This window comes from Helicobacter pylori HUP-B14, assembly GCF_000259235.1.
GTDB lineage: Bacteria > Campylobacterota > Campylobacteria > Campylobacterales > Helicobacteraceae > Helicobacter > Helicobacter pylori_CU.
This window is the reverse complement of sequence record NC_017733.1, coordinates 16,526-37,390: the sequence shown is the minus strand read 5'-3', so window position 1 is coordinate 37,390 and position 20,865 is coordinate 16,526. Positions and strand designations below refer to the sequence as shown.

Here is a 20,865-nt window from a genome sequence, read left to right as displayed (position 1 = left end):
ATTTATTTAAATTTCATTTTTTGTATTTATTGTATCCTTTTTAACCTTTTTTTGCTTGAAATTTGGGATTTTTACATCTAATTGAGTGGTTTCTACCTTAAATGTGGGGGAATGCGTTTCTTTTTCTTTAGAAACGCTACCGCTTGTAGAAGTAGAAACGCTAGAGGGAGCGGGCGAGGTCGTGATATATTGTAAGGAAGTAAGAGCGTTTTGGCTGAGGTTAGCGCTCAAATTGGTAGCGAGTTTGTAAGTTTCTTTAAGGCTGTTTTGCACCCTAAACAAAGCGTTGATGAAAAAAGGCACGCCTATGATAAAAACGCAACACAAAAATAACGCTACCACCAATAAAAGGCTTAAGTCTTGTTTTTCTTGCATATGAGCGTCTATCAAAGCCTTAGTAACTGAAACATTCAAAAACCCCACCAACAACAAAAAAGGCTTGTAAAACCCAAGAGCGAAGCATTTTTTTAGGCATATAACCACAATGCTCCTCCATGTTTTAAAAAACCCAAACGCTAAAAACAGCGCCCCTAAAGAGCACCACACATGCACTTCTAAATACACTAAAATGATGATCGCAAACAGAACGCTCAAAAAAAGCGCTTGCAAAATGCTCAAAAAAAGCCACACAGACATTTCATTATGGCTCAAATCGCTGATAAAGCTAAGGGCATAAAAACCATGATTAAAGATAAAATCTAAAGAAAGCGCGTGGTTAGAAAAGTTACTCAAGCTTTGAGAAAGGCTTTGTGTGATCATGTTAGGCGCAATAAAAATAGCGTTTTGAAACAATTCATAAAAGCGCGAAGGGTTTTTCAAAGCGTAATTAAACAGTGCAAAAAACCCCACAAACCATAACGCCTCTAAAAGCGCGCTAGCGCTGAAGAAATTCTGTTCTTTCAAGCTCCTGTAAGCAAAGAGCATGAACGCCAAAGCGACCACGCTATTAAACACCAATTGCGCATGCAAGGTGTAGAGAAAAAATTCAGCGAAACGCCCTAAAATCGCCGTGAGAGGCGTGATAAACCAAGAAAGAATGATTTCATAAGCGTCATTTTTCATCAATGTTTCAACGGACTTTAATGTAAAATTCAAAGCCTTTACGCAAGACTAATAATTCAATTTTAGGCGCGCTTAACACTTCTCTTAAAGCCTTTGGGTTGAACGAAACGCTTTTATGATTCACCCATAAAATCCTATCCCCAAGCTTTAAAAAATCCAAGCCTTTGGGCAAATGATTGCCTATTTTAGTGATAATGAAACGCTCATCTAAAGCGATGCCGTAGCGCTCTAAAAAAGTGTCTTTGAGTAAAAACCCCCCATAACGCTTATTGACTTTGAGCGTTACTTCTTTGATTTGGCGGTTTCGTTTGATTCTCACTTTGGCAAGGCTTTGGTATTTAAGATTGCTCACCACCCATTCAAACTCCGCTAATGAGTGGATCTTTTGATTATTGATCGCTAGGATTTCATCGTTTTTTAAAAAAGGGTTTTTAGGGAAAAAGGGATCAAATTGCACTACCACTAAACGCTTATGATGTTCTTCTAAACGCACCCCAATATCCCCATAATAAGGCTCTTTTTGGTTTAAAAAGCGCTTGATAAATTTCGTTTCTATAAAGCCATTCCCCCCTACCCCTAGCCCTAACATTTGATAGCAAATATTGCTGATAACGCCATTTTTTTGAGTCTTTTGCGAAATTTGAGCGTAGCGATCATAGCCTTTTTGCTTGAAAAGCAACCGCGCTTCTAGGGCTTGATTCTCCCCTATACTAGCCATTGGCCTTATCAGGGCGTCTTTGTCTAAATCCCTTAAGGTATAAAAATACTCGCTTGGCGCACTTTGCAACAAATACAACCCTACAAAAGGATCAGCCTTGATGACTCTGGCGTGTTTGGGGTAGGTTTTGGAATAATACAAATACACGCCCTTAGGCAATTCTTTTAAAGCCACGCCCCCTTTTTGAAGGCTCGCTTTTTTAAAAAACGCCTGACAATGCTTGAAATCATAAGCCCCTAAGCCATTCAAAAAAAACCATAGAACAATAAAGGCTTTGTGAAACATCACAATTTAGCGAAATTCCCCAGCATGTTAAAGGCTAAATTCTTTCGGTTTTCTTCTACGGCTTTATACCCGTCATTCAAAGCGCTCATCAAATAGATTTGCATCGCTTCTTTATCTTCTAACAGGCTGTCATCAATCTGCAAATCCACCAACTCCCCCACCCCATTAAAACTCACGCTCACCATTCCCCCACCGCTTTTGGAAGTGTGGATCGTGTCTTTATTTTTTTCTTCTAGTTGGGAAAACTCTTTTTTCATGCCGTCTAACAACCCGCTTAACCCGCCCAATTGACTAAAATCCATCTCTAACCCTTTTCTAAAATTTCATTCTTTTCATCCACTAGCACGATGCATGGCTTGTGCGCATTGATTTCATCTTCATTCATGCTCGCATAAGCTAAAATGATCACCACATCGCCTATGGCCACCTTTCTAGCTGCTGCACCATTGACGCAAATTTCGCCCTTTTTTTTCCCTAAAATCACATAGGTGCTGAAGCGTTCGCCGTTATTGACATCCACGATTTCCACTTTCATGCCCTCTCTGAGCTTAGCCAGCTTGGCTAAATCCTCATCTATGGTGATCGAGCCTATATAATTGAGATTAGCGTCTGTGATAGTAGCCCTATGGATTTTACTATAAAGCATTTCAAAAGTCATTTTCTTTCACCTTTTGCGCACGCTTGATTTCTTTTAAAACCAATTGGTTTTTTTCTAGCAAGCAAGCGATCTTACAAGGTTTTTTAAGCGATTGCAAGAGCAGTATATCGCTTAATTTAGTTTTGATTTCATGGTGAATGATTTTTTTAATTTCTCTCGCTCCTAAAGTCGTTTGGTAGCTTTTTTGCGCGATGAATTTCACAACTTCTTTATGGAATTTTAAGGCTATGTCTTGCTCTAGTGCTAGGGCTTTTAATTTGTCTAATTCCACAGAAACAATGCGTTCAAAATCCTCCAAACTGAGCGCATTAAACGGCACAATCGCATCGATCCTGGATCGCAATTCAGGGGTCAAAAGCTCTTTAACGGCTTTATCATACTTGGTGTTTTTAGCGCTAAAAAACCCTAGCGTATCCTTATCCTTACTCCCCACATTTGAAGTCATAATCAAAATCACATGCTTAAAACTCGCCTGATTGCCTAAATTATCGCTCAAAGTGGCGTTATCCATCACTTGCAACAACAAATCATACACATTAGAATGGGCCTTTTCTATCTCATCTAAAAGCAGCAAACAATGCGGGTGTTTTTTAATCGCATTCACCAACAACCCCCCTTGCTCAAACCCCACATAACCGCTAGGACTACCGATGAGCTTTGCCACGCTATGGGCTTCTTTGTATTCGCTCATGTCAAAGCGTTCAAAATGCAAATTCAAATTCAAGGCCAATTCTTTAGCCAACTCCGTTTTCCCCACCCCACTAGGCCCCACGAATAAAAAACTCCCCACAGGCTTATTTTTTGCAGAAAGCCCGCAATGCTGGATTTTAATCGCGTTGCTGACAAGACTGATTGCTTCTGCTTGGGCAAAAATCTTATTTTTAAGCGATTTTTCCAAGTTCCTTAAAAGGGCTTTTTTATCGCTGCTCAAACGCATTTTAGGGATTTTAAGCTTGAGAGCGAGCGTTTCTTGCACGTCATCAACGCCGATTTTTTTGCCCTTTTTAGGACTGATTTTTTTCCTCGATCCCACCTCATCTAATAATTCAATCGCTTTATCCGGCAAGAATTTATCATGCATGTAATCACTCGTTAAATCCACGCATGCCTTAAACACGCTCTCATCATAACGCACCTGGTGGTGTTCTTCATAAAGGGGAGCGATCTTTTTCAAAATCAAGTAACACGCTTCTTTAGAAGGCTCTTCAACTTTTATGACTGAAAAGCGCCTATTAAAAGCCTTGTCTTTTTCAAACACGCTGCGGTATTCTTCAAAAGTGGTCGCTCCTAAACATTTCAAACCCCCATCCGTTAAAACCGGTTTTAATATATTCGCCGCATCCAAGCTCCCAGCGTTACTGCTCCCTGCGCCTAAAAGGGTGTGGATTTCATCAATGAATAAAATGATGCGGCCGTTTTGTTGGATCTCTTTGAGCGTTTTTTTCAAGCGTTTTTCAAAATCCCCTCTGTATTTTGCCCCAGCCACCATTAAAGCCAAATCCAAAGAATAGACTTCATATTCTTGCAAAAACTCCGGCACTTCTTTTTGAGCGATCTTTAAAGCCAAAGCTTCAGCGATGGAGGTTTTCCCTACGCCCGCTTCGCCAATTAAAAGCGGATTATTCTTTTTTCTGCGCCCTAAAATTTCTATCACTCTTAAAATCTCTTCTTCTCTGCCAATGACTGGATCTAAAGCGTTGTCTTGGGCTAAAGCACTCAAATTTTTAGCGTATTTTTTTAGGGGAGTGTTTTTGGGCGCTTCTTCATTATCATTAATGTCATTAGGAATACCATGATTATCCAAATCCAATAAAGCAGGATTAGAATACAAACGAGCGATGCCAAAACTATCCATGAGTTTTGAAGCGTAACAATCGGGGTAATCCAGCATTAAAATAAGCAATTCTTCCACGCCCACGCTCTCAAAACAACTCGCATACATTCTTTTAAGCATTCTTAATAGCACAAAACTCCTAGCAGGCATTTTGGCTGGATCGCTCTTTAAAGGCATGTATTGCAACAAATAGTCTTTAAGGATTTGTTTTAATTTATCATAGTCATCTCTTTCTAAAGCGCCAATAATCTTTGCCCCGCTCTCATGTTCTAAAATGACTAGTAGCACATGCTCTGTGGTGCAAAGGGCGTGGTTAAGATCCAAGGCTAAATTTAAAGCTTGGTTTAGAACTTCATTGAGATCTTGATTGAATTTAGCCATTATTTTATCTCTTCTACCAATAATTTTAAAGGGAGATCTAGCTCTCTGGCCTTATCCCTAACCCATGCTGCCCTATGCCTGGCAATATCATAAGGATAGACGCCACAAACCCCACAGCCATCACGATGGATGCTTGATGTGAGAACTTTGGCCTCTTCTAAAGACTTGTCAAAAAAATCCCTCAAAGCAGAGATGACAAATTCCGTTGTCGTAATGGGGTCATCAACCATGATCACTTGCGCCATGGTGGGGGTGGGTATGTTATACATTTTCATGCCGCTTATCCATGCTACTTGGCTACTTGGCTACTTGGCGATCACAACAGGGATACTGGATTGTTCAACCAAGCTATTTTGGTGCGAAATGAACAAACGATACAACAAATTAGACTCGCTCGCCCCAATCAATAACAAATCATAATCCTTAGCCATTTCTAAAACCACATCAATCAAATCACCGCTTTTTAGAACGCTCTCGCACTCTATATTTTCTTTTTTGAAAGCGTCTTCAAATTGCTTTAACAAAGCCTTAGCTTTTTCTTCTTCCAAGGCTTCTGTCTGGCCGTAATCCATCATCCCGCTTTCGCTATAAATAAACACTTCCATGCTCACATGCAACAAGGTGAAGCGGGCCTCTTTAAGCGAATGGGCTAATTTGACAGCGAATTTAATAGCGTTATAACATTCTTGCGTGTCGCTAATCCCAAATAAAATATTCATAAGAACCAACCTTAAATGAAGTTTTGATATTATACCAAATAAACCCTAATGACCCGCTGAAGGCTCAAAGATAAAGCGCTACAATCTCGCTTAAAGAAAAGGACACAAAATGCTATTGAATTACGACTTTTTAGAATTTGTTGATGAGCCACAAAGAAACACTTCTTTGACAGCATCTATTGATAAAGCGTTAGCGGACAGGAAATTAGCTAGACAAAATAAACCTAAAGTGAGAGTGAAAGACAACTTATCTTTAAGCGAAACTTTAGACGCTTATGGCAGGGAAGTTTCACGACTTAAAAACCAACAAGAGACTATTAAAGCTTCCACGATTGAGAGCGCTAATCTCAATAGCATTGTCAATAAAATCAAAAGCGGACTACCTTTTGGGACTATCTCGGCGTTTAGACCTTTTAAAGACGCTTTTTATAAAGACTTTACTGAAAAAGAACAAAAAGCGTTAATCAATGCGTATAAAAGCGGATTTGACCCTAAAAATGCGGACATAGTAGCCAAATATTGGTTAAGCAAATCGGTGGATATAGACCCATTCAACCCTATTAAAGTTGTAGATTTTTTTCACCCACAACCTGAAAATGGTAAAGAGACCACAAAATTTAAGGAATACAAAGATATGATTGAGGACATTTATGCGAAACTCTATAACACATTGGGTAGGGGTTATGTGGATAAATTTTTTAAAAGAGATGCCACAATGAGAGACTTTATGTCTAGTGATAAATTTGTTGAGAGGTATCGCTACACTAGAAAAGAAAATATGACAAGGACACAACAGCTAAAAGACATATTGAATATTGACAGAGATTTCATTGGCTACATTGAAGTGTTAGGGTATTGGAAAGACAACCCTAAAGACAATATTTTACCAGACAAAGAGGTTAGCTTTTTCGTATTCCAAAACGAACCTAGTAGCACATTTGATTTGAAAAACCACTTATTGATATGGGGCAAACAATTCAGACAAGCAGCGATTTGCTATGGCGGACAATTGATGGCTAATAAGAATAAGACTTATAGGATAGACTTGATAAGCTCTAGCCCTAATAGTTTTGGTAAGGTATGGGCTAAATTCACAGGGATTAAATTTTCAGTTCCTAGCGACTTACCACAAGCTCTCACACGCATAAATGACAGCGTTTATACTTTTCTCTCTAGGTATAAAGAGGGTATCGGTCTTAATAAACTCGCTCTCAATAAAGTCGTTAAGACAGAATTAAAAGCGACTTGTATGCCTTTTGATTACTCTAAATTGGGTATAGAGACTATTGGCGAGGACATTAGAAGCAATATTAAGGCATTACAGAAAATGTCTCGTGGGTATGGACACCCTAAAGAGTTCTTTTTAGACGCAATGATAGAAAGACAGGAAAATGCGATTAAACGCATAGAAGCACGAAAATGTGCGGTAAGCGATGATTTCAAACAAGGTATGAGACGAAACATTCAAGTCAATAACCTTGTTAAAGCTTTAAGACAAGGCAAAAAAGTGAGTAGGACATTGATTGCTGAAGTGCTTGCTAACACCATAGACACCGATGCAGGGTATTGCTTTATCTCAGATTTAGCGACACAACTTGGTAACATCAGCCCTAGACTATCTAAAAGCATCGTTACCGCTATTGAGCAAGCAGAGGGAGTTAGACTAAATTATGCGTTGATTGACAAGGTTACCTATAACTCACTCCACAATATCTTAAGTTTCGTTTTTGATATTGATAACCCTATGAGCGACCAAGCGTTTGAGAGACTAGTCATTGAAGTCCCACGAGAAGCACTTAAAAATGTGAAGTTACCACAAATCAAAAATGTATTGACCGCTCAAATCTTTGATGGCGCTTATCAGTTTAAAAGTTAAACCATGCTCTTTATCAGCGCGACTAACACGAATGCCGGAAAAACCACATGCGCTAGGCTATTAGCCCAATATTGCAACGCTTGTGGCGTTAAAACGATTCTATTAAAGCCCATTGAAACAGGCGTCAATGATACAACCAACCACTTTAGCGATGCGCACCTATTCTTACAGGATAACCGCCTTTTGGATCGCTCTTTAACCTTAAAAGACGTTTCATTCTATCGTTATCATAAAGCTTCAGCCCCTCTCATAGCCCAACAAGAAGAAGATCCAAACGCCCCCATTGACACGGACAATTTAACCCAACACCTTCATAATTTCACCAAAACTTACGATTTAGTCATCGTTGAAGGGGCTGGGGGGCTATGCGTGCCTATCACTTTAGAAGAAAACATGCTGGATTTGGCCCTGAAATTAAAAGCCAAAATGCTTTTGATTAGCCATGATAATTTGGGCTTGATTAATGATTGTTTGCTGAATGACTTTTTATTGAAATCCCACCAACTAGACTATAAAATCGCTATCAATTTGAGGGAAAATAACACCGCTTTTCACAGCATCAGTTTGCCCTATATTGAGCTTTTTAATACACGCTCCAATAACCCCATTGTGATTTTCCAACAAAGCCTAAAAGATTTAATGAGCTTTGCTCTTAAATAAAGCGCAGACAGAACGCACGCTGATAAAAAAGCCCACTAGTAGCAAGGCGTATAAAATCCAGCTAAAAACGGGTTTTGAAATGTCAGTGCTCTCTTTTAAGGGCTTTAAAAAAATCACATTAGGGAACATGTTAAACAAATTGATCCGCCAGCCATAGTATTGCACTTCCACTTGCTGGTTGACTAAACTTTGAGCGAGGGCTGAAATATCAGCCGAATTAAACTTAAAATAAAAAGGGAAGCCAAAGCGCGTGTCTTCGTTACGATAAACGGTTACGCTTTTTTGATCCTTAGGGTCGTAAGTTTGCACAAAATAGACATCTCTAGCAAGGGTTTTTACTTCCTTATTATTGGGCGTGTTTTCATTTTCATTCATTCTTTTGACTTCCACCCCGCTAATGACAGCCGCGCTATAATGGGGCATGCAATAGCTCACTAAAAGCACGAGCACTAAAAAGATCGCCGTTAAAATGAACAAAACCACATTACGCACAAATTTTATCAATTTCATTCCTTATGATAGTATTAGCCTTTTTTCGCATTCAAACACCAGAGCTTAAAAAACGCTCTTTCACATGTTTTCAATCATCACGCTAGCGAATTCAGAGCATTTCACTTCTTTAGCCCCATCCATCAAACGAGCGAAATCGTAAGTTACTTTCTTGCTTTTAATCGCTTTTTCCATAGCAGAGACGATCAAATCAGCCGCTTCCACCCAGCCCATATGCCTTAACATCATTTCCGCACTCAAAATAATAGACCCCGGATTGACTTTATCCAGCCCAGCGTATTTAGGAGCGGTGCCATGAGTGGCTTCAAACATGCCCACTGTGTCATTGAGATTAGCCCCAGGAGCGATACCAATGCCCCCCACCATCGCCGCTAACGCATCAGAGATATAATCCCCGTTCAAATTCATGGTCGCAATGACGCTGTATTCGCTAGGACGCAATAAGATTTGTTGCAAAAACGCGTCAGCGATCATGTCTTTAATGATGATTTCTTTACCGGTTTTAGGGTTTTTCAAAGAACACCATGGGCCTTTATCAATGACTTGAGCGTTAAATTCTTTTTGAGCGAGTGCATAGCCCCATTTCATGAACGCTCCCTCAGTGTATTTCATGATATTGCCCTTATGCACAAAAGTTACGCTTGGCTTGTCGTTATCAATAGCGTATTCAATCGCTTTTCTCACCAACCTCTCTGTGCCTTCTTTACTGATGGGTTTTATCCCTACGCCGCTGCTTTCAGGGAAGCGGATTTTTTTAACCTTTAGTTCATTTTGTAAAAAATGAATGAGTTTTTTCGCTTCCGCACTGCCTTCTTGCCATTCAATGCCCGCATAAATGTCTTCAGAATTTTCTCTAAAAATCACCATATCCACTTTTTGTGGTTCTTTAACCGGACTCGGACTCCCATACCACCGAACCGGTCTCAAGCACACATACAGATCCATTTTTTGGCGTAACGCTACATTCAACGATCTAAACCCCTCACCAATAGGCGTGGTCAAAGGCCCTTTAATAGAGACTTTATAATGGTTAATCGCTTCAATAGTGTCCGGTAAGAGCCATTGCTCTTCTGGGCTTAATTCCTTGTGATCTTTAAATTTTTGATAGCATTTTTCGCCCACAAACACCTCATACCATGCGATTTTTTTCTCGCCTTTATACGCTTTTTGAACCGCACTATCCACGACTTTAATCATCGCTGGGGTAATATCTGATCCAATGCCATCGCCCTCAATGAAAGGGATAATGGGGTGGTTTGGCACATGCAATTTGTTGTCTTTAATCGTAATTTCTTCGCCCTCTTTAGGCTTTTGTAGAATTTTAGGGTTGTAAGCCATTGTTTATCCTTTTTCTAAAGTTTGAGTAACTATACTAGCGCAAAAATACTATATAACCCTTAAAAATCTTTTTTTGAATGCGTGTTTAAAAGTAGCGGTTGGAAATAGCTTGAAATAAAACGAAATGTTTTTAAAAGAAATCATTTAATTTTTTGGCTTATAATTAGGAGTTGAATATTATCAAAACTTAAGGAAATCACAATGTCTGTTACTTTAATCAATAATGAAAATAATGAACGCTATGAATTTGAGATGATTGAATGCACCCGTGGGCCTAAAGCGGTGGATTTTTCCAAGCTCTTTGAAACGACCGGGTTTTTTTCCTACGATCCAGGGTATTCTTCTACCGCTGGGTGCCAATCTAAAATCAGCTATATCAACGGCAAAAAAGGCGAATTGTATTACAGAGGGCATAGAATAGAAGATTTAGTCGCCAAGTACAAATATGTAGATGTGTGCAGGCTATTACTCACAGGGGAATTACCCAAAAATCAAGATGAAAGCTTGGAATTTGAATTGGAATTGCGCCACAGAAGCTTTGTGCATGAGAGCTTACTCAACATGTTTTCAGCTTTCCCTAGCAACGCCCACCCTATGGCGAAACTCTCTAGCGGGGTGTCTATCTTATCCACCCTTTATTCCACGCACCAAAACATGCACACTGAAGAAGATTACCAGACTATGGCCAGAAGGATTGTCGCTAAAATCCCCACGCTTGCGGCTATTTGCTATCGTAATGAAGTGGGAGCACCCATCATTTATCCGGACATTGCACGCTCTTATGTGGAAAATATCCTTTTCATGCTGAGAGGGTATCCTTATAGCCGCTTAAAACACACCACTCAAGGCGAAATGGAGATCACGCCCCTAGAAGTGGAAGCCTTTGATAAAATCTTAACCCTACACGCCGATCATGGGCAAAACGCCTCTTCTACCACGGTAAGGAATGTCGCTAGCACCGGCGTGCATCCTTATGCAGCTATAAGCGCTGGCATTAGCGCTTTATGGGGGCATTTGCATGGCGGAGCGAATGAAAAAGTGCTTATCCAATTAGAAGAAATCGGCGATGTGAAAAATGTGGATAAATACATCGCACGAGTGAAAGACAAAAACGACAATTTCAAACTCATGGGCTTTGGGCATAGGGTGTATAAAAGCTACGATCCGCGCGCTAAAATCTTAAAAGGCTTGAAAGATGAACTGCACCAAAAAGGCGTTAAAATGGACGAACGCTTGAGCGAAATCGCTGCGAAAGTGGAAGAAATCGCCCTAAAAGATGAGTATTTCATTGAAAGGAATCTCTACCCTAATGTGGATTTTTACTCCGGCACCATTTTAAGGGCTTTAAAAATCCCGGTGCGTTTCTTCACGCCGGTATTTGTCATTGGCAGAACCGTGGGCTGGTGCGCTCAATTATTAGAGCATGTCAAAAGCCCGCAAGCTAGGATCACGCGCCCAAGACAAGTCTATGTAGGGGATTAATCTTAAGCTAGGCTTTGTTTTAATAAAGCGTTGGTGATAGTTTTAAGGAACGCTCAAAGCCTTTTTAAAAGAGTGAGGATCTCACACCGAGCAAGCGATCCTTTTTATAACCCAATGAAAACGCCCCAAAACTCAAAAATAACCCCACTTTTTAAAGCAAACCCTTGAGTTTTTGGGGGAAACGATTGGCAAAACACGCCTCTTAAGAAAATTTAAGAAATCATTCTTACAATTTAAGGAAATCCTTTTTACAATTTAAGAAATCATTCTTGCAACAAGCCAAAAACAATCAAAGTTAAAAACCCCTTTTTTATCACTACCCCTATTAAACAACCTCATTTCTTTTAAAATAACCTTTATTGGTTTAATATTTGTTTAGAAACGCTACAAAAACCTTTTTTTTTTTTTGAAAGGGCAAAAACGCCTCATTAATATCAAAATCGCATTAATTTATACTATATTAACGAAAGCTTGCGGTATGGTTTCACTTAAAGACACACTTTCGCAAGATTTACTAACAATTTCAATCTTATTTTAATAAAGTAAAGGAGAAAACATGAAGAAAAAATTTCTGTCATTAACCTTAGGTTCGCTTTTAGTTTCCGCTTTAAGTGCTGAAGACAACGGCTTTTTTGTGAGTGCGGGCTATCAAATCGGTGAATCCGCTCAAATGGTGAAAAACACCAAAGGCATTCAAGATCTCTCAGACAGCTATGAAAGACTGAACAATCTTTTAACGAGTTACAGCGTTTTAAACACTCTCATCAGGCAGTCCGCCGACCCCAGCACCATCAATAACGCAAGGGGCAATTTGAACGCTAGCGCGAAGAATTTGATCAATGATAAAAAGAATTCCCCGGCGTATCAAGCGGTGCTTTTAGCGCTAAATGCGGCAGCGGGGTTGTGGCAAGTGATGAGCTATGCGATCAGTCCTTGTGGCCCTGGCAAAGACAGCAGCAAAAATGGGGGCGTTCAAACTTTCCACAATACGCCATCAAATCAATGGGGAGACACTACCATTACTTGTGGCACTACTGGTTATGAACCAGGACCATACAGCATTTTATCCACTGAAAATTACGCGAAAATCAATAAAGCTTATCAAATCATCCAAAAGGCTTTTGGAGCAAGCGGGCAAGATATTCCTGCCTTAAGCGACACCAACACAGAACTTAAATTTACAATCAACAAAAAAAATGGGGACAATAATAACAATAATAATGGAGAAGAAATTGTTACAAAAAATAACGCTCAAGTTCTTTTAGAACAGGCTAGCACCATTATAACCACCCTTAATAGCGCATGCCCATGGATCAATAATGGTGGTGCAGGTGGTGCAAGCAGTGGTAGTTTATGGGAAGGAATATATTTGAAAGGCGATGGGAGCGCGTGCGGGATTTTTAAAAATGAAATCAGCGCGATTCAAGACATGATCAAAAACGCTGCAATAGCCGTAGAGCAATCCAAAATCGTTGCTGCAAACGCGCAAAACCAGCACAACCTAGACACCGGGAAGACATTCAACCCCTATAAAGACGCCAACTTCGCCCAAAGCATGTTCGCTAACGCCAAAGCGCAAGCGGAGATTTTAAACCGCGCCCAAGCAGTGGTGAAGGACTTTGAAAGAATCCCTGCAGCGTTCGTAAAAGACTCTTTAGGGGTGTGCCATGAAAAGGGTAGCGATGGCAATCTCCGTGGCACGCCATCTGGCACGGTAACTTCTAACACTTGGGGAGCCGGCTGCGCGTATGTGGGAGAGACCGTAACGAGTCTAAAAGACAGCATCGCTCATTTTGACGACCAAGCGGAGCAAATCCACAACGCGCGAAACCTCGCCTACACTTTAGCGAACTTCAGCGGTCAGTATAAAAAGCTAGGCGAACACTATGACAGCATCACAGCGGCCATTTCTAGCTTGCCTGATGCGCAATCTTTACAAAATGTGGTGAGCAAAAAGACTAACCCTAACAGCCCGCAAGGCATACAGGATAACTACTATATTGACTCCAACATCCACTCTCAAGTGCAATCCAGGAGTCAAGAACTCGGTAGCAACCCTTTCAGGCGTGCCGGGCTGATCGCCGCTTCTACCACCAATAACGGCGCGATGAATGGGATCGGCTTTCAAGTGGGTTATAAGCAATTCTTTGGGAAAAACAAACGATGGGGCGCGAGATACTACGGCTTTGTGGATTATAACCACACTTATAATAAATCCCAATTTTTCAACTCCGATTCTGATGTTTGGACTTATGGCGTGGGGAGCGATTTGTTAGTGAATTTCATCAACGATAAAGCCACTAAACACAATAAGATTTCTTTTGGCGCGTTTGGCGGTATCCAACTAGCCGGGACTTCATGGCTTAATTCTCAATATGTGAATTTAGCGAATGTGAACAATTACTATAAAGCTAAAATCAACACCTCTAACTTCCAATTCTTATTCAATTTGGGCTTAAGGACCAATCTCGCCAGAAATAAGAGAATAGGCGCTGATCATAGCGCGCAACATGGCATGGAATTAGGCGTGAAGATCCCCACGATCAACACGAATTACTATTCTTTGCTAGGCACTACCTTGCAATACAGAAGGCTTTATAGCGTGTATCTCAACTATGTGTTCGCTTACTAAAGCATTAAACCCCCTTTTTAAGGGATTTCTTTTTTGAACCCTCTTTTTAGGGGGTTTAATCTTTTTTCGCTGACTTCCCACTCGCTTTTTAATCTTTCCATAAAGTTTTTATTTTTCTAAACTTTTTTAATTTTTTCCACCAAATAAAGTTTTTTGACTTCAAGCGTTAATCACAAAAAATACTCAAAGGCGTTTTTTACAATCTAAATAGAAATTAGCGTTATTCAAGCGATCCTTTTAAACCACCCAAGCAAGAAACCCCAAACATCTTTAGCGTTCGCGCACTCCACTAACCAAAAAACGCCCCAAAAGTCAAGGACAAACCCGCTTTTTAAAGGAAACCCCTAAGCTTTTAAACTCAGGGGAACTTTGGCTAATACATTACTTTTCTATAGAAAAGACCACTTTAAACCCCTTAAAAGAGATTTTAATGTATAATACTAGCCAAGAGTTTTTATCATGTTTGACTCGCATGATAAATCCTTTCAAGGTAGTTTGCCCCATAAAGCCACTTATGGGGCGTGATGAAATCCTACAACAAACGCACTTTAAAGCTCTTAAATGCAAACCACCCTTAAAAAACGCTTCTCTAGTCTTAAAATAAACCATAAAATCCCCATACCTACGATATAATCTTAAGATTGATTGATTTTAAGGGGCGTGTTTGACATTACCATTTCATCTAAAATTTTTAAAGCCCCTGAGTTGTCTGCAAGCCGGTTTGCTTTATAGCCTTATTTTTGGCGTTTTATACCATTTCCCTTTGTTCGCTTATGTTTATAAAGAAAGCAACCAAGTTAGTTTTATCGCCATGATGGTTGTGGTGCTTTTTTGCGTTAATGGCACTCTTTTTTTGGCGTTAGGCTTGATCTCTATTCATTTGATGCGCCTAAGTGCGATTGTTTTTAGTTGGCTCAATTCTGTCGCTTTCTATTTCATTAGCACCTATAAGGTGTTTTTAAATAAGAGCATGATGGGTAATGTCTTAAACACCAACACGCATGAAGTTTTAGGCTTTTTGAGCGTCAAATTATTCGTTTTTATCGTTGTTTTTGGGGTGTTGCCTGGCTATATTATCTATAAAATCCCCCTTAAAAATTCTTCTAAAAAAGCGCCCTTTTTAGCGATCTTGGCGTTAGTGTTTATCTTTATCGTTAGCGCTTTAGCTAACGCTAAAAATTGGCTGTGGTTTGACAAGCATGCGAAATTCATAGGGGGCTTAATTTTGCCCTTCGCTTATAGCGTGAACGCTTTTAGAGTGAGCGCTCTCAAATTTTTCGCCCCCACTATCAAGCCGCTCCCTCTTTTTTCGCCGAATCATTCTCATTCGTTTGTGGTGCTGGTCATTGGCGAAAGCGCCAGAAAGTGCAATTACGCCCTTTATGGCTATGAAAAACCCACCACCCCAAGATTAAGCAAACGCTTAGAAAATCACGAACTCACTCTTTTTAACGCCACTTCTTGCGCCACTTACACGACAGCGAGTTTGGAATGCATTTTAGATTCTTCTTTTAAAAACAGCTTGGGCGTTTATGAAAACTTGCCCACTTACTTGACTAAAGCCGGTATCAAAGTCTTTTGGTATAGCGCGAATGACGGCGAAAAGAACGTTAAGGTTACCAGCTATCTTAAAAACTATGAATTGATTCAAAAATGCCCCAATTGCGAGGCGATCGCTCCTTATGATGAATCCTTACTCTATAATTTACCCAACCTTTTAAAAGAACGCTCTAATGAAAATGTCTTGCTCATCTTACACCTTGCCGGCTCGCATGGCCCCAACTATGACAACAAAGTGCCTTTAAATTTTAGGGTGTTTAAGCCTTATTGCTCAAGCGCTGATCTGTCTTCTTGCTCCAAAGAAAGCCTGATTAACGCCTATGACAACACCATTTTTTATAACGACTATCTGTTAGACAAAATCATTAGCATGCTCAAAAAAGCCAAGCAACCCGCCTTAATGATCTATTTAAGCGATCATGGCGAAAGTTTGGGCGAAGAAGCGTTCTATTTGCATGGCATTCCTAAAAGCATCGCCCCTAAAGAGCAATACGAGATCCCCTTTATCGTTTATGCCAACGATCTTTTTAAAAAGGAGCATTCCATTATCCAAACCCAAACCCCCATTAATCAAAACGTGATTTTCCATAGCGTTTTAGGGGTGTTTTTGGATTTTAAAAACCCAAGCGTTGTTTATCGCCCTTCTTTAGACCTGCTCAAACACAAAAAAGAGTAAAATAACACGCATGAAAAAATTCTTATTTAAACAAAAATTTTGTGAAAGCCTGCCTAAAAGTTTTTCTAAAACTTTGTTAGCCCTCAGTTTGGGTTTGATTTTACTAGGCGTTTTTGTGCCCTTCCCTAAAGTCCCTAAACAGCATAGCGTGCCTTTGGTGTTTCATTTCACCGAGCATTATGCACGCTTTATCCCCACGATTTTATCTGTGGCGATTCCCTTGATTCAAAGAGATGCAATAGGGCTTTTTCAAGTCGCTAACGCTTCTATCGCTACAACTCTCCTCACGCACACCACCAAAAGAGCCTTAAACCATGTAACGATCAATCACCAGCGTTTGGGCGAGCGCCCTTATGGGGGTAATTTCAACATGCCAAGCGGGCATTCGTCTATGGTGGGGTTGGCGGTGGCGTTTTTAATGCGCCGTTATTCTTTTAAAAAATACTTGTGGCTCTTACCCCTAATCCCCTTAACCATGCTCGCTCGCATTTATTTAGACATGCACACCATTGGCGCGGTGTTGGCCGGGCTTGGCGTTGGAATGTTGTGCGTGGCTCTTTTTACAAGCCCCAAAAAGCCTTAGTTTCTGTTTTTATAATCTTCATAAGAAAAGTTTTTAAGGATTTTAAACCCTTGTTGATCCAGTTTAGCCAGACTTGGGAGCGGCACGCCATTAAACGAATTGTTTTTAACAATCGTATAATGGAGCATGTCTTGAAACACGATTTTATCGCCCCTTTTTAAAGGCGTTTCAAAGCTAAAGCTCCCCATAAAATCCCCCGCTAAACAAGTAGGGCCGCCTAAAAAATAAGAAAACGCCCCTTGATTTTCGCCCTTTTCAACTTCAATAATTTCTTCATCGTTTTCTACAGAGATTTTAAAGATGCTAGGGCGATAAGGCATTTCTAAGCAATCGGGCATGTGAGCGCTAAAAGAAGTGTCTAAGATCGCAATTTCTTGATCGTTTTGAACGATGTCTATCACGCTTGCGATTAAAAACCCGCATTGCCACCCTATGGCTTCACCCGGCTCTAAAACCACTTCTATATTATGATAGCGTTCTTTAAAGTCTTTAATCGTTTGGATGAGCAAATTCACATCATAATCGCTCTTAGTGATATGATGCCCCCCACCAAAATTCACCCACGCCATGTTTTCTAAATAAGGTTTGAAGTGCCTTTCTACATGCTCTAAAGTCCGGCACAAAGCGTCAGCGTTTTGTTCGCAATGCGTATGGAAATGCAACCCGCCCACCCCCTCTAAGCCATGCTCTTTAACCCCCTTTTCAAATCCGCTAGGCGTAATCCCTAACCGGCTCACTTTAGAGCATGGGTTATAGATCGCTGGGGTTACTTCGCTATAAAGAGGGTTGATTCTCAAGCCCATTTTAATGGGGCTTAAGCCCAAGTTTTCTAATTGCTTGTTTTTGTCTAAAATCCTGTCTTTATAGGTGGCGTATTGGTGAAAAGAGTTAAAAATGATGCTTGTCGCTAAGGGTAAAATCGCGCTCATTTCAGCCTCTTTAAAAGCCGGGCTATAAACGCAAATTTCTTTGTGGCTCTCTCGCCCCCCAAACTCTTCAAAAGCGAGCTTAGCCTCATAAAGACCGCTCGCGCAACACCCGTTCAATTTTTGCCTCAAAATCCCAAACTCACGCCAAAACGCATACCCCTTTAAAGCGAGCAAGACCTTTGCCCCGCTTTGTTGGCGCACGATTTCTAAAATCTTGGCGTTTTTTTCTAAGCGTTCGCTCTCTAGCACATAGCAAGGGGTGGGGATAGCGCTATATTTTTTCATGCTAATTCCAAAAATTGCTTAACCACCCGCTGGATGTCTTTAGGGTTAGACTTGGAGATGAAATCATCGGCCTTCAAACTCCTGGCCATGTCTTCATTAGAACTCCCGCTCATAGAAGAATTGACCACGATAGGGATTTTTGAAGTCAAAGGATCGTTTTTAACCTGTTTGATCACTTCAAAACCGCTCGCTTCTGGCATTTCTAAATCGGTAATGATCAGGCCAATATTACTCACATCGGTTGTGGGGTTGAATAAATGCTCTAGTAAGGTTTTACCATTGATAAAATCTATATGCTTGACGCCCAGCTTGTCTAAAATCATTTGCATGGTTTTTAAAACGCTTGGGGAGTCATCAGCGAGTAAAACGCATTGGTTAGAATGGATTTTAGAGAGCGTCTCTAAATCGCTGTGTTTTTCATCTTCAATCCAAGGGAACACATCTATAAGCATTTTTTCAATATCCACCACTTGCACTAAGCGCCCGTCAAAATAGCGTGTGCGGCTCACGAGTTTGTTATTGCCTGCAGATCCCCCTAGCCCAGCGCTTTGCTCCATTTCAGTCCATTTCTTGCTCAAAATCCTATCCGCTTCATAGATCCTAACCCCTATGGTCCAGCGAGAAAACTCACAAATCATGACAATATCGTCTTCACCTTGTTCTTTTTCTATCCTATAAGGGCGTAAATCCTTGTTTTTGTTTTGGCTGTCATAATAAAACCATTTTTTCATATCAATCAAGGGAATGGTGAGCTCTCTTATAATGATTAGCCCCTCAACAAGCGAATTGTTTTCGTGGCTAATGATGGTGAGATTGCCATGGTATTTCACCACTTCACGGATCTTAAAAACATTGACCGCATACAAATCCTTGTTTTTACCCAGCCTGAAACACAACAATTGCAACTCGTTATTTTTATGCAAACTCGTAACTTGATCAATGCCCGCTAAACTATCAGCCATGACTTCCCCTTAATTTAGGTTTTCGTATCGTTTTATAATTATATCGTGTTTGTGTTTAATGCCAACGACACTTAAAAACTATCTTTGGGGGTTTTTAAATCATTTTAAATGACTCAAAACAAACCCATTTTTAAAACTGCGGATGTATAAAATATTATGGCGGTTAGAGCAAAAGATTTGTGGGGCTGCTACAAACCCAGAAAGCAATTCCCTAGCGTCAATGACTTTAGGGTTTTCAAGCGATCTTTTACAAGGCTTTAATGAAAACGAAAAAGCGTCAATAGAATCAGCTCGAACTTCATAACTTTCAAAAGCTTTGTTTTTGATACGCATGAGATAGATTTTATGGGCAAAAATGCTCGTGTTTCTGGTGTCTGCAAAGGTGCTCACACCCGAATACAACGAAGTTACTAGCCCTCCAACAAACCCCAAATAATAATTCGCCACCGCTTGCATGCCCACCTTAAAAGTAGCCGATAAAATGGCTCTGGTGATAATGTAGGGCAATTGCTTCCTGAATTCGCTAGCGACCACCGCATCTATTGAGGCTAAAGTGTCAAAGGGCGTTACTTTTTCTCCGTCTTTGAGGGTGAAATTTTGATAAAACGCTTCCCCTTTTTCTAGCTTGGGCAAGGCTATACTCACGTTATAAACCGAATCGATCATAAAAATAGGCACATCAATTTTAAATTCGCTTTTTTGCGGCTCTTTACCATCTTCAATGATGATCCAAGTGAAATGGCTCCTGTTAGGATTTTTGAAAAAAACCAAATCTTGAGCCACGAAAGGGCTTTGACTGATCCCATAGGCTTCATTAAGATAGCCTAATCCCTTATTCTTATCCCCATTTAAAGCGTAAAACAACCCTGAAAGATACGAAACCGCCGGGTTAAGCAAGCCTTGATAAGCTTCGTATTTGTCTAAATTAGAATAAGTGTTGTTTAAAATCTCGCTCACTTCTACCCTAGAGCGTTCCATATTAATATTGTGCTTTTTGCTAGAATCGATCTCTTTAATGGCTTTTTGCACTTCCTCATAATAAAATTCTTTAGCCCTGCGCTGGCGTTCATTCGCGCGGTTGAATTGCACCCTAGCTTTCGCGCTATCGTTTAAAAGCATGTAGTCTATCGCTTTGTAATAATTGATTAAAACGCCCTCATAAATATTCCCCCCATAAGCGCGCACATTATCATTAATCATGGTAGCGCCCACATAACCAGCCCCTCTTGTAAAAGCGCTTTGCGTTTTATCAAAGCGTTGCTCGGCTTGATCTAACACCCCTAAAGAAGTCTGGTAATCTCTGGCGTATAAAGCGCTCAAGCCGTTTTGCAAGTCCCATAAAAGAGCGTTCTTTTTTTTCTTAGTGAATTGTTTGGAATATTCATAAGCTTGTTTAGGGCTTTCTTCATAATAGAGCGTGTTAAAATGTTCTAAGTCCATACGATAGCCTATGCAACCTGTTAATGATATTCCTAAAATTACCGACATCAACAGAACGAATATTTTCAATCTAACCCTTTTAATTTTTGCTTGACTATTTGAGCGTATCATAACATTTTTAATGAAAACATAAGCTTTTTATGGCTAAAATGATCCCTAAGCTCTTATTTAGACCTATGCAATAGGATTTTAGGGTAACGCTTCAGGGTAGGAATACAGCAGAGTCCCCTAATTTCTTGTGTGCCTTAGCCATCTGAATAGGAGTGCTTCACACG

General features: G+C 40.2%; 18 protein-coding genes and 1 other RNA gene. 7 read left to right on the top strand and 12 right to left on the bottom strand.

Translation table 11 applies throughout. The annotated features are described in order from the left end of the window. Nucleotides 1-6 precede the first annotated feature (6 nt). The 7 genes from HPB14_RS00205 to HPB14_RS00175 are packed head-to-tail and all read right to left on the bottom strand — an operon-like array spanning nt 7 to nt 5,657. Nucleotides 7-1,062 (bottom strand): P-type conjugative transfer protein TrbL, encoded by a 1,056-nt coding sequence (locus tag HPB14_RS00205; RefSeq protein ID WP_000786655.1) that lies wholly within the window; start codon nt 1,060-1,062, stop codon nt 7-9. A 7-nt stretch (nt 1,063-1,069) separates the two neighbouring features. Beyond that, nucleotides 1,070-2,065, bottom strand: coding sequence for a PDZ domain-containing protein (locus HPB14_RS00200; RefSeq protein WP_000468427.1), 996 nt, complete (start codon nt 2,063-2,065; stop codon nt 1,070-1,072). After that, nucleotides 2,065-2,367, bottom strand: a complete 303-nt coding sequence (locus HPB14_RS00195; protein ID WP_000347928.1) for a YbaB/EbfC family nucleoid-associated protein — start codon at nt 2,365-2,367, stop codon at nt 2,065-2,067. The genes HPB14_RS00200 and HPB14_RS00195 overlap by 1 nt, the downstream gene beginning before the upstream one ends. 2 nt (nt 2,368-2,369) lie before the next feature. Further along, nucleotides 2,370-2,723 (bottom strand): aspartate 1-decarboxylase, encoded by a 354-nt coding sequence (panD, locus tag HPB14_RS00190; RefSeq protein WP_000142235.1) that lies wholly within the window; start codon nt 2,721-2,723, stop codon nt 2,370-2,372. Beyond that, nucleotides 2,713-4,938, bottom strand: a complete 2,226-nt coding sequence (locus HPB14_RS00185) for an AAA family ATPase (protein WP_001051468.1) — start codon at nt 4,936-4,938, stop codon at nt 2,713-2,715. The genes panD and HPB14_RS00185 overlap by 11 nt, the downstream gene beginning before the upstream one ends. Then, the gene (locus HPB14_RS00180; RefSeq protein ID WP_000784923.1) at nt 4,938-5,213 is read right to left on the bottom strand and encodes an ATP-dependent Clp protease adaptor ClpS; all 276 of its coding nucleotides are present in this window, start codon (nt 5,211-5,213) and stop codon (nt 4,938-4,940) included. The genes HPB14_RS00185 and HPB14_RS00180 overlap by 1 nt, the downstream gene beginning before the upstream one ends. Before the next feature lie 30 nt (nt 5,214-5,243). Further along, complete coding sequence (locus HPB14_RS00175; protein WP_001022998.1) at nt 5,244-5,657, bottom strand: universal stress protein; 414 nt, start codon at nt 5,655-5,657, stop codon at nt 5,244-5,246. 109 nt (nt 5,658-5,766) lie between these two features. On the opposite strand from HPB14_RS00175, the gene HPB14_RS00170 reads away from it, so the two are divergent. Both HPB14_RS00170 and bioD read left to right on the top strand, forming a co-directional pair. After that, nucleotides 5,767-7,533, top strand: coding sequence for a hypothetical protein (locus tag HPB14_RS00170; RefSeq protein ID WP_000926180.1), 1,767 nt, complete (start codon nt 5,767-5,769; stop codon nt 7,531-7,533). Nucleotides 7,534-7,536: 3 nt separating this feature from the next. After that, the gene (bioD, locus tag HPB14_RS00165) at nt 7,537-8,193 is read left to right on the top strand and encodes a dethiobiotin synthase (RefSeq protein WP_000897515.1); all 657 of its coding nucleotides are present in this window, start codon (nt 7,537-7,539) and stop codon (nt 8,191-8,193) included. Here bioD and HPB14_RS00160 read toward each other — a convergent pair. After that, on the bottom strand, nt 8,170-8,697 hold the full coding sequence (locus tag HPB14_RS00160) for a DUF1523 family protein (RefSeq protein WP_014658395.1): 528 nt from the start codon (nt 8,695-8,697) through the stop codon (nt 8,170-8,172). The two genes, bioD and HPB14_RS00160, sit on opposite strands and share 24 nt — an antisense overlap. Nucleotides 8,698-8,763: 66 nt before the next feature. Further along, the gene (gene icd, locus HPB14_RS00155; protein WP_000323973.1) at nt 8,764-10,041 is read right to left on the bottom strand and encodes an isocitrate dehydrogenase (NADP(+)); all 1,278 of its coding nucleotides are present in this window, start codon (nt 10,039-10,041) and stop codon (nt 8,764-8,766) included. 201 nt (nt 10,042-10,242) lie between these two features. Between icd and HPB14_RS00150 the strand changes: the two genes are divergently transcribed. From HPB14_RS00150 to lpxE, 4 genes are all read left to right on the top strand, one after another. After that, complete coding sequence (locus tag HPB14_RS00150; RefSeq protein WP_000117360.1) at nt 10,243-11,523, top strand: citrate synthase; 1,281 nt, start codon at nt 10,243-10,245, stop codon at nt 11,521-11,523. Between the two features lie 556 nt (nt 11,524-12,079). After that, a complete protein-coding gene (gene sabA, locus HPB14_RS00145; RefSeq protein WP_000726320.1) occupies nt 12,080-14,155 on the top strand; it encodes a Hop family adhesin SabA/HopD in 2,076 nt (691 codons plus the stop codon). Nucleotides 14,156-14,819: 664 nt separating this feature from the next. After that, entirely contained in the window at nt 14,820-16,391 is a 1,572-nt protein-coding gene (gene eptA / locus HPB14_RS00135; protein ID WP_000174508.1) for a phosphoethanolamine--lipid A transferase EptA, read from the top strand. Between the two features lie 49 nt (nt 16,392-16,440). Continuing rightward, nucleotides 16,441-16,974, top strand: coding sequence for a lipid A 1-phosphatase LpxE (gene lpxE, locus HPB14_RS00130; RefSeq protein ID WP_229018048.1), 534 nt, complete (start codon nt 16,441-16,443; stop codon nt 16,972-16,974). Here the strand turns inward: lpxE and nspC are convergent. The 3 genes from nspC to HPB14_RS00115 form a co-directional block, all read right to left on the bottom strand. Further along, on the bottom strand, nt 16,971-18,188 hold the full coding sequence (gene nspC, locus HPB14_RS00125; RefSeq protein WP_000760852.1) for a carboxynorspermidine decarboxylase: 1,218 nt from the start codon (nt 18,186-18,188) through the stop codon (nt 16,971-16,973). The two genes, lpxE and nspC, sit on opposite strands and share 4 nt — an antisense overlap. Further along, nucleotides 18,185-19,150: a chemotaxis protein CheV1 gene (gene cheV1 / locus HPB14_RS00120; protein WP_000785480.1), complete on the bottom strand. Its 966-nt coding sequence runs from the start codon at nt 19,148-19,150 to the stop codon at nt 18,185-18,187. The genes nspC and cheV1 overlap by 4 nt, the downstream gene beginning before the upstream one ends. A 99-nt stretch (nt 19,151-19,249) precedes the next feature. After that, nucleotides 19,250-20,590 (bottom strand): COG3014 family protein, encoded by a 1,341-nt coding sequence (locus HPB14_RS00115; protein WP_014658394.1) that lies wholly within the window; start codon nt 20,588-20,590, stop codon nt 19,250-19,252. Between the two features lie 165 nt (nt 20,591-20,755). On the opposite strand from HPB14_RS00115, the gene ffs reads away from it, so the two are divergent. Continuing rightward, nucleotides 20,756-20,853: signal recognition particle sRNA small type (gene ffs, locus HPB14_RS07790), an RNA gene on the top strand. Nucleotides 20,854-20,865: the final 12 nt, after the last annotated feature.